The following is a 7,883-nucleotide window of genomic DNA, read 5'->3' on the forward strand; positions in this document are numbered from 1 at the left end:
TACTATAGAGCGCTGGTGTGAAGGGATGCTCTTTGAGCCTGGTACTGATTATAAAGACTATATCATATGGGAAGGTAATATCCAGGGAAGACCAGCGATAATGTTAGAGGATTATGATCCTCTCACCGGCATATTAGACTACGATTTACTCATCCAAGAATCCAATGATGTATGGCTTTTCCACGTCGATGGCAGAGGTGACATGGAAATGACCGTCATAACACTCTCTGGTAAGACTGTGAAAGTTCCTAAGGATATGGGCATCATGCTCCAAACATTAAAGTTCCACAAACCAGCAAAATAATTAGCCCATACTATTCTAATGGCCACCATTTTGGTTGTGGCCGTTGGAGTGTCCTTCCTTGCCGGCTACAGCCTCCCACCAAAGGGCCCATATCATTTCTTTCAAAGAATAATACTAGCGTTGAGAATCAGAGCACCAAGGGCTTGAATGGTAGTGGCCCGGTTAATGGCTCATCTGAGAGTTCATCAAAGAGTTCCAGCCATGACATTAATGGTGGCGGGGATAGTGAGAGCGTCTATGACCTGATAAAAAGTGGAAAACCTCCCAAGGTGAATAACCCCCATTATCCCAATGGCATACCACCCGGCGGCCACTATGAATATTTTGACGGTCGTTGGTTCTATGTGTGGCAGGATAGGGACGCTTCTGCTTGTTATCCAGTGACATAATCGTTAAAAACCACTATCTTAAGCCCCCCTTTTTCCTTTCTTTTTGTTTTGGGCTATAATCAAGCCCTTCTGAAAGTTTACCCATCAAGGTCTCCATATTTTCACTTTTGTGGTTCATTGTAGGCTTGTAACTGATTTAAGAGCTCAGGTCGCACCATGGTGTCCATGGGGAGGTTTGATCATGGTAGAAGAAAGGAAAATCGAGGTTCCATTGAGTAGTAGAGATGACAAAGCGTGACTACATCAGAATTCCCCCATGAAATAAGGGAAAGATACAATATAGAGGCCAATGACCTTGTAATTTTTAAAATAAGATCATGAAGCGTAAAAAAACCATAATATTTCTGTTCAAATTGCGATAATTAACATTATCAAAAAATAGGGGTCCATGGCTGCTCTTATGAATTTAAACTTTCTTCGACGATCCTCTTTTCTCTATCATCCAACCCGTAAAGTTCATATACAAGCTCATCTATACGTGCATCAACCTCTTGAATCTTCTCCTCCAATTCGGCTAAGCTTGGCCGGGGATCATTGAACTCCTTCTCATATTCTCTGTTTAGGATTTTCATTAGAGCTTTCATGTTCTCCAAGTCCTTTGATTTATTCCTTGTTGACCTTGGCACCCTTATATCTGTCAGGATTGTGTTGAGGATTTTCTTTTTGCTCCTGTACATTCGCTTTTTACCCGCCACATCATCATGGATTGAAAGGTGAAAGAATTCTTTTATTGTCTGATCGTCAAAGTAGACTTTTAGAACGTCCTCAACCTTGCCATCGTAGGCTACACCTAAAACAAGATAATCTTCCCCACCATGAACCCTATACCTTCGCGGTACAACCTCCTTATCATCATCTACCAACTTCTTCATCCTTGCCAGATTAATATTATAATCTGGGGCATTCTTCGGTTCTAAATATTCTCCCAGTGGCGTTCTCCCCTGACGAGTATTTTCGACAAGGGTCTTAAATGTCTTTTGTATAAACTGTTTTTTCCTGTTCAATTCCAAAATTTGATCAACAAGCTCTTCTATTTCTTTCACGGTGTCTTTATTCTCCTTTGTGATTGGGGGGATTGGAAGACGTTCTAAAAATGCTTTTTTGTACCTATAACCTTCACCTAATCCACCACCAGCATAATAAGTTTTAAAAAAGAATGATACTGGTCTTGAATTCAATAACCCTAAAATGTACTTTAGTCGCTCTCCGGTCATTAAAAATGCAGTTGCTTCAATATAAATGTTGTTATCATCATAAGCAAAGCTTGGACTTCTTACTATTTCCTGCCATACGATTTTCTCTCTTTCAAATTCATGATAGTATGCTATGGTGTCCTGTGTTTCAAACCATTTGTTATTTGTCTTCTTCCTATGCCCTGGCTTTCCGTCCTGCTTTAATCTTTCACCAAAACTCTTTAGGTACTCCTTTAGGTTGGGATAATCATCTATTTCAAGTTTTAAGGCTGGGAACGTTCCAATTATCCATAGACCTTTCCAGTCATATGAGTATCTTTTTATGTCACGTCCTCTTAAGATAGGCTTGATGATCTGCTCAGTCCTTTCTCTTTCTTCTCTGCTTCCACAATTCTCTAAGATTTCTCTCCTTTTTTTGTCGTTGATGATGAAGGCTTCATTAAACCCGGTTTTAATACCAAAGTAAATTTTTATGGGCCATTCCTTTAGTGGTTTCCCTATCTTCTCTATTTTTTCTTTTATTTGGTATATTTCTGGTTTTTGGAATGTCCATATTTCTTCTGTTAGGTATTTTTGGGGTAGTTTAAAGTCTTCATTGACTGTGATGCTCCCCTCTGGTGGTGTTTTTTTGATTATGATGGTGGATGGGTCTACTGTGGCGTCCTTGAATACTTTTTCGCCTGTGTAATCGTAGTATTTTTCGATTTTGAAGTTTTCCAGGATCCATTTGCGCAGTGGTTGGCCGTATTTTGCCCTTGTGTATTTGTTGGATGTTATGTGGGAGAATGTTCCTCCTTTTTTCAGTAGTTTCAGGCCTCTTTCTATGAAGTAGATGTAGAGGTCTGCTGTGCCTGTGTAGGTTTCGTATTGGCTTTTTAGGTATGGTTTTAGGTGTTTTATTTTTTCTTGTCTTATGTAGGGTGGGTTTCCGATTATGATGTCAAATCCTGGGTTTTGTTTTAGTTTTCCCTCTCTAGTGTAGAATACTTCTGGGAATTCGAGTTCGTAGTTGAATGGTTTTTGTTTTTCTGGTTTTTTGAAGTGTTCTTGGAGGTTTTCGTTTATCTCATCTTCTATTTTCTCTTTTAATTTTTTGTATTTTTTTTCGAGTTTTGTTTTCTTTTTTGGGTCTTTTTCTGTTTTTATTTTTTCGCGGTATTTTATCATTGTTTCTATTTCTTTGGAGTGTTCTTCTAGTTCTTCTCTTCCTTCTACGCCTGTTACTATTGAGTTGCCGACTTTTATGTTTTCTTCGAGGATTAGGGGGAGTTTTTCTCCGCGTTTCATTGCTTTTAGCATTAGGTTTATTGATGCTATTTCTGCTGCTACCTTGTCCAGGTCGACGCCGTAGATGTTTTTCTTTAGTATTTTCCATCTGTAGTTTTTTAGTGGTTCTTCTAATTTGGTGAGGATGTTTGTTTCTGTTATTTTTGCCTGTCCTTGGTTTTCTTTTTTGGTTTTTTCTCTTATTTTTTGGATTTCTTTTTTGTATTTTTTGTAATGTTCTTCAAATAGCTCGTAGGCTTTGACTAGGAATGATCCCGATCCACAGGCCGGGTCTAAGATTTTTATTTTTTCGGTTTCTTTGAATTTTTTAACTGCTTGGGGGTATTCTTCTTTTTTTAGGAGTTTTTGGGTTTCTTTCCAGATTTTTTCGAGTTTTGGTGTTAGTGTATTTTCTAGGATGTATTCTACGACGTGTGTTGGTGTGTAGTAGATGCCTGCTTCTTTCCTCGCCTCATCCACTGTCTGTATTTTTATTTTATCGTCTTTTTTTTCGAATTTTGTTGAGAGGTAGGCTTCGTAGGTGTTTCCTAGGATGTCTGATTTGAATTTTCTGAAATTTTGACGATACAAATGCTCAATTATTTCAGAGAGAATCTCATCATCGACTTTTTTTAGTATCTTGTCAAGCTCTTCATCCTTTTCGAATATTTTTGTGTTGTGCACATTATCGAAGCCATCGAAGAAGTTTATGAGATTTGATGATAATTGGGTGTATTCTGTTCCTTTGTAGAAGTCGACTGCTTTTTTCAGTTGGTCAGGCTGGTCAAGGATCCATTTGTCTTCTGCATACCTTATTATAATCATCCTATCAAGGATTCTCTGCGTATAAAATTTTAACTTGTCAAAATCCATCTCAGGGAACTTATCATGGATTTCCTCTGCAAGCAGGAACCTGCAGTAATTCATTAGGTTCAGGAAGTTTTCGTCTATGTCTGGCCTTTCTATACGATCCTCAAGGACTTCTATGTCACCACTTCTCAGACTATCCTCTGTTAAAAGCATTAAATCATCTATCCTTTCGAGATATTCTTTTGGTTTTTCCGTGTTTAGGACGATTTCACCTGTGTAAGCATTGAAAAGGCGGAATTTTTCAAAATTGGTTAGTATGGCCCATTTCACGCCAACGGTGCGGCCAGCATAATTGAGTACTTGCCTTTCTTCCTCAGTCCAATCAACAGGAAGCTTATGACCCTCAAGGGTTGTCTGGTGTGTCAAATCTTCCCTGGAAGGAACAACACCAAACTTTTTAGCTTCAACGAAAACAACAGGTTTATTATCTATTTTGAGTGTTATATCAGCATATCCTGCTCCACGGATATACATTTCAGCATCATATTCATGAGAATCGCGGACATTCCATCCTAGAGCCTCAAATAGGGGGTCTATGAAATCCTTTCTAACATTAGCCTCGTTTAGGATCTTCCGATTCTCAACATTCTCATATTTCTCGATTAGCCCTTCTATTTTTTCTTTGACCTTTGACTTTTCCATGGGGACCCCCGTTTTTCCTATTGTACAATTTCTTTTGTGGGGTTTATGATTTTTATTTTGTCGTCTTTTAATACTTTGAATTTTTCTTTCTTTTCTGTGTGTATGGGGTGGAGTTTTTCTGGTTCTATCTCTCTATTTCTGGGCCTGAGGCATGGCCTGATGCGTGCATCCCCTTGATTAGGGTTAAGTTGAAGTGTTTGAGCCAATTTTTCACCTTCTTGTAATCTATTAGCATTTCTTCATCGAATGGTTCTGTCATGGACCTTATATAGATTCCCTTTTCAGGTTTGATGTCAATCAATTCCTTGAGTTCGAAGAAGTCGCACCTAAAAATGTATTGGTCGGGCTCTTCTCTAAGATCCTTATAAGTTACGGTGTTTTCTAGTTTTAGGAATTTCCGCTCCCAACGGTCATAGTCTCTTTCTATGTAATATGGGTCCATTTTTTCTATTTCTGATGCTGGTAGCCATTTTCCATCGAAGCATGCATATGAGTCTCCTATGAGTCCCCAATTCTTCCTTGGCACATAGATGGCAACATCGCCTAGGCTTGGATAGTCTCCTGTTTGGAGTTGGTTGAGAATATAGGCCTGTTTTAAGTTTACTGTGAGTGTTCTGTCTGTGTTTTTTGCCACATTATAAAATGTTAGTAGTCTGTCAAGATCCCTTATAGGATAATCCACAATCACAAGATCCTTGGAATCTGATATGATTTTTGTGGCCCTTTTTTCTATGTCAGCTTCTGTTATGTTTTCTTTCTGGTCTATTCTCGTGCCTTCACAGATCATGGTTGTGGGACTGACCTTCTTGGCCTTTTTCACGAATTTTTTGGTGCCTTTTCCTCTTCTCCCGTGGAATCGCAGATCACCAGTATATACTATGGTTTCCTCGCTTGTTTCTATTATTTGGGCTGAAGCCCCTGGCAATGAATGGTCGACTGGTGTGAGTATTGCGGTAACTTCACCTATTTCGAATCGTTTATATGGTCTTGGTGTTTTTATTTCTCTTTCTATTTTTGAAGCTTTTAGTCTTTTGTATCCGTCGCCACGCTTCTTTGAAACAAAATGAAATGTCCTTTTTAAGCTTATTAGGTCTGTGAATGATTTTTTGCTTGTCTCCTCCAAGGCCTTTAAAATTATGTATGATTCCTGGGTTGTGTAAATTGGTATGTCTTCTCTTAGGTGGTTTATGTATGCTGAATGGTCCATGTGCGAATGGCTTAAAATCACCCCATCCACGCTGGGCTTATCCTCGCATGGCAGTCCACAATGCCTCAAATAATCTTCACGGTAAATACCTTTTATCCAGGGTAGTAGGCCTAATTCAACAAAGTCAAGGATTCCATTACATTTTCGTGGTTGTAGAAATGCTGAAAGGAACTTGTTGGCTTGTGAAAAGCTCATCCCAAAATCTAGGAATAGGCTGTTTTTGTCTTTGACCAGTATTTTATTGCCGCCGATTTCATCCACCCCACCATAAAACCTGAGGGATGTCATAAAAACATATATTTTACCCACCAAATACATAAAGGTTATGTAAGACGGTCTAAAGCTGGGGAGAGTTTGCATGAAAGCTGAATTAAACGATAAACAAAAAAAGAAAGTGAAAGAGTATTTTGAAAAGCTTTATCCAAGTTACAGAGAAAGTGGAGAGTTTGAAGAAGATGAGAAGGATATTTTGTACCGTATATCCTATTTCCAGAAGAAGTTCCGTGAAAAGGTAGATGGTCTTTCAGAGATTGACTTTGAAGAAATACTATCAAATACATGGGCCTTTAGAAGATTCAGGGGAAACATACATTATCACGCTCAAGAAATCATAGCAGATAATGGGATGGAAAAGGTCAGAGAAGCCTTTAAGATATTGACAGACACTTCCATGTCTCCACATAAAAGGTATGGAAAAGTTCTTGGGATGATTAAAGGCCTGGGATCAGCCACTATAACAGAGATTTTAGCATACCTTCAACCTCATGAGTGTGCTTTATGGAACCGCAGAGCCAGGGAAGCCCTCGACATCCTAGGCATAGACATGGTAGATACAAGTAAGTACGCGCTTTCACCAAAAGAATATAAAATTTATAACGAACTAGTAAAATCCATCCATAAACAACTAGATGAACCAGAAGGAGAAAAAATGGGTTTGTTTCTTACACATATCTTTTTCTTTGAATTAAGTCAAATGGGACAAGGACCCGACACATCGAGCATTGAAGATTTCGACCATGATGAAATACAGGATTTGACAATTCAGAATGTTAGGGGCCGCCGGCGAGTCTATACTTTTGACCATGATGAAATACGGGATTTGACGAGGGATATAGGTTTAATGTTGGGTTTTGAGGCTAATACAGAGGTTCAGGTTGCCCATGGTGCGAGGGTGGATGTGGTCTGGAGTGCCAGGATCGGAAACCTTGGAATCGTAAATTATGTTTTCGAGATCCACAAGAGGGGATCCATCGACAGCCTATTAATGAATTTGCAAAAGGCCAAGAGCAACCCCACAGTACAGAAAGTTATCGCAATATCAGACGAAGAACAATTAAAAAGGATAGAAAGAGAGTCTGAGGGGCTACCTGAAGAATTCAGACGCGATTTAACGTTCTGGTCCGTTGAAGAAGTCCTAAAAGTCGCTGAAAACCTCGAATCAGCTATGGAAATCATTGACAACCTTAACTTAACACCAGAACCATTCAAATAACCATCTCTATTCTTCTTTGGATGTTTCTATCGCCTTTCTTTTAGTTAATTTTTCCAGGATGATTTGGATTATGCCCCTGTTTTGTAGTCTTTCTACTTCGTTTTCCAGGTGGCTGATTTGTTTTTCTCTTTTCTTGTACACTTCTTGTAGGTGTTTGTGTTCATTTTTTAATTTATCATATTCGTTTTGTGCTTGGGCTAGTTGTTTTGTTAATTGTCTGTTTTCTTCTAGTATTTTTTCATATTTTTGGTATGTTTCTATTAGTTCTTGGAATTCTGGTTTTGGGAGTATACATACTTCTTCGTCGCATTTGAGGCCTTTTGATTCTACTTTGTCCTTTTTTAGGTTGATTGTGTATTGCTTTGTGGCGTATTGACGGCCTTTACGCTTGTATCTGCGCTCATAACACCTGATCACGGATTCTAGGCACTTCATATTGTAGTCTATTGTAAATTATACAATATAATATTGTAGTATATTGTAGAATATTTTCGTGTTACAATAATCTATTGGATCTCTT

General features: G+C 38.6%; 4 protein-coding genes and 1 pseudogene. 2 read left to right on the forward strand and 3 right to left on the reverse strand.

Annotated features, from left to right (window positions below; genetic code table 11):
- The first annotated feature begins 25 nt into the window (after positions 1 to 25).
- Positions 26 to 304: a hypothetical protein gene (locus H5T41_10290; protein ID MBC7109151.1), complete on the forward strand. Its 279-nt coding sequence runs from the start codon at positions 26 to 28 to the stop codon at positions 302 to 304.
- Positions 305 to 1,091: 787 nt separating this feature from the next.
- Here the strand turns inward: H5T41_10290 and H5T41_10295 are convergent.
- Positions 1,092 to 4,664 carry an Eco57I restriction-modification methylase domain-containing protein gene (locus H5T41_10295; GenBank protein MBC7109152.1) on the reverse strand — a complete coding sequence of 1,191 codons (3,573 nt, stop codon included), beginning with the start codon at positions 4,662 to 4,664 and terminating at the stop codon, positions 1,092 to 1,094.
- 17 nt (positions 4,665 to 4,681) lie between these two features.
- Positions 4,682 to 6,159, reverse strand: a pseudogene (locus H5T41_10300) (MBL fold metallo-hydrolase).
- 70 nt (positions 6,160 to 6,229) lie between these two features.
- On the opposite strand from H5T41_10300, the gene H5T41_10305 reads away from it, so the two are divergent.
- Positions 6,230 to 7,363 carry a hypothetical protein gene (locus H5T41_10305; protein ID MBC7109153.1) on the forward strand — a complete coding sequence of 378 codons (1,134 nt, stop codon included), beginning with the start codon at positions 6,230 to 6,232 and terminating at the stop codon, positions 7,361 to 7,363.
- A 6-nt stretch (positions 7,364 to 7,369) separates the two neighbouring features.
- Here the strand turns inward: H5T41_10305 and H5T41_10310 are convergent, their stop codons facing one another.
- Complete coding sequence (locus H5T41_10310) at positions 7,370 to 7,798, reverse strand: hypothetical protein (GenBank protein ID MBC7109154.1); 429 nt, start codon at positions 7,796 to 7,798, stop codon at positions 7,370 to 7,372.
- Positions 7,799 to 7,883: the final 85 nt, after the last annotated feature.

It is taken from the genome of Methanomassiliicoccales archaeon (assembly GCA_014361295.1).
Taxonomy (GTDB): Archaea; Thermoplasmatota; Thermoplasmata; order Methanomassiliicoccales; family JACIVX01; genus JACIVX01.

What these genes read in the sequence shown, in the direction of transcription:
- H5T41_10290 (MBC7109151.1), top strand. Translation starts at nt 26, where the DNA reads ATGCTCTTTGAGCCTGGTACTGATTATAAAGACTATATCATATGGGAA.
- H5T41_10295 (MBC7109152.1), bottom strand. Translation starts at nt 4,664, where the DNA reads ATGGAAAAGTCAAAGGTCAAAGAAAAAATAGAAGGGCTAATCGAGAAA.
- H5T41_10305 (MBC7109153.1), top strand. Translation starts at nt 6,230, where the DNA reads ATGAAAGCTGAATTAAACGATAAACAAAAAAAGAAAGTGAAAGAGTAT.
- H5T41_10310 (MBC7109154.1), bottom strand. Translation starts at nt 7,798, where the DNA reads ATGAAGTGCCTAGAATCCGTGATCAGGTGTTATGAGCGCAGATACAAG.